Origin of the sequence: Pseudarthrobacter naphthalenicus, assembly GCF_029076445.1 — a bacterium.
In the GTDB taxonomy this organism is placed as follows: Bacteria; Actinomycetota; Actinomycetes; order Actinomycetales; family Micrococcaceae; genus Arthrobacter; species Arthrobacter naphthalenicus.
In genome coordinates, this window is record NZ_JARESG010000067.1 from 1 (window position 1) to 1,964 (window position 1,964).

Sequence of the window (1,964 nt, forward strand, 5' to 3'; positions counted from 1 at the left end):
CCCTAACGCTTGTCAATGCTTTTTTGGCTCTGGACGGCAGGCAGGGTGAGTGCACCGTCACCTGTGTTCCGCGGTGACGGGATGTGCGTCCATCGGGACGGGGCCGGTCGTAGGGCCGCTGGTTTGCACCCCCGGGCTGGTGAGGCGGAAGGTCGCCAGTGGCCGGCCGGACAAATGTTACTGGTCGCGATTTACCGTGTCAGGCGGGCCCGTTTTGCTTCGATCGTGTGGGACCGCGACTGGCTGCGTTGCTTGGGTGTGACGGTGTAGTGGGAGGCGATGAGTTCTTTCGCGGCCCGTTTGGTGACCGGCTGGCCTTCGAGGTCTCGCAGCTCATACATTTGCCCGGTGGTGAGGGTTTTCCAGGTCCTTTCGGCCAGTTTCCTGGCGACTGCGATGGTGGCCTGGGTGTGGCAGTGGCCGTGTTCGGTCATGAGCCGGTGATAGAACGCGGCCAGCTGGGGATCCATGGTCCGGGCGACGCTGCCGGCCTGGTAGAAAGCCAGGCGCAGGGGTGCCGGTCCTTCCTTACTGATGGCCCGGCGAGACTGGTTCATCGTTCCGGAGGACCAGTTTGAAGGGGTGATGCCGACATAGTTGGCTGCTTTCTTGGCGCTGTCGAACCCGGATCCGTCGCCAAAGTAGGCGCGGATGCAGGGACCGGTTGCCGGGCCCACGCCGGGCAGGGACAGGATCAGCGGGTCATCGCCGTAGAGCTGCTCCCACCACTGCCGTGCATGCGACGTGAAGCGATCCACCCTTGCCCGGGACTCCTGCAGGTCAGTCAGGTGCTCCATCACGTCGACGGCCAGCGCGTCCAGGTCCAGATGTCCGTCCCAGAAGTCTGCCCATCCCCGTGCTGCCGTCTTGATCGCTGTCGCGCGGGCGGGGGTGTCGGCGACATCACGGGTGTGCTCGGCGACCACAGCCGTGAGGGTCGCAGCGCGTGCAGATGCTAGGGACCGGAGGTGGGGCCAGCGGCCCAGCACGGCCAGGGCCGTTGACTCGGAACCGGCGAACGCGGTCCACACATCGGGAAAGGCCCACCTCGCCAGTGACAGCAGCCGCCGCCAGTACCGGTTGCCGTCAATCACGGCGCCGGCCCGGCGGACCACGGCCCGCCGCAGCGCCAACTGCCCGGGGGATGCCAGTACCAGGGGTGGTGGGTCGAAGATCTCGCCGACGTGCGTGAGGACTTCGGAGTCTATGACGTCGGATTTGTTCTTGCCCATGATGGCTCCGCGCAGCCGCGAGGAGTGGCGGGCGCCGATCATTTCCATCTTGCCGCCGGCCCGTTCGACCGCGAGGGCCAGCGCCAGCCAGGTCATCGAGGTCGGTTCCACGACCGCTGTCACAGGTGCAGGAACTGCGGCCAGCCGCGCCGAGAGTCTCTCCAACCCGGCTAGTGTCGGGTCGACCGTGAAACGGCTTAGGTGTTCTGTTCCGTCGTCGAAAAACTCCCGCACCGCGATATGATGGCGTGCCGTGATGGCCGCGTCGATACCCGCCACTGCCCGGACGATCGCCGCGGGTTTATCCTGATTTTGCATGATGGTTCTCCTCCTCGCATCGAATACGTGCGATGGGACAACCCGTCTTTGCCGGTCCACCAGCCGAGTCACCAGGCCGGGCTTGGCCCATCCTTGGGGAGAACCGTCATGCACTGTTCTGAGCGCCGGCGGCGACCTCCCTCACACGCCCGCAACTGCTGAGGAAGCGTCGGATACAGTTCCCGCGCTTGTGAGTCATTCGGTGCCCGCCCGGACGAAACCCGGTGCTGCGCACCGTTCTCTTCCGGCCACCAATTCCCTCAATCGGGTCTGCTTGGAAGACAGGCCGGGGGCGACGATCTCTTTCACGAGCCATGACGCCCAGCCGAAAACCGGAACCACCCCGGCCCCTCCCAAGGCCACCGTAAACGACGACCACCCCACGTCAACAGGGGTACTTAAGAGATACAAGCC

Annotated in this window: 2 protein-coding genes; both read right to left on the minus strand. The window is 65.2% G+C overall.

All coding sequences use genetic code 11. The features are described from left to right. Positions 1-191: 191 nt before the first annotated feature. On the minus strand, positions 192-1,550 hold the full coding sequence (locus PY310_RS21385) for an IS110 family RNA-guided transposase (RefSeq protein ID WP_275216639.1): 1,359 nt from the start codon (positions 1,548-1,550) through the stop codon (positions 192-194). A gap of 195 nt (positions 1,551-1,745) precedes the next feature. After that, positions 1,746-1,964: hypothetical protein (locus PY310_RS21390; RefSeq protein ID WP_275216640.1), on the minus strand; the 219-nt coding region annotated here is incomplete at its 5' end.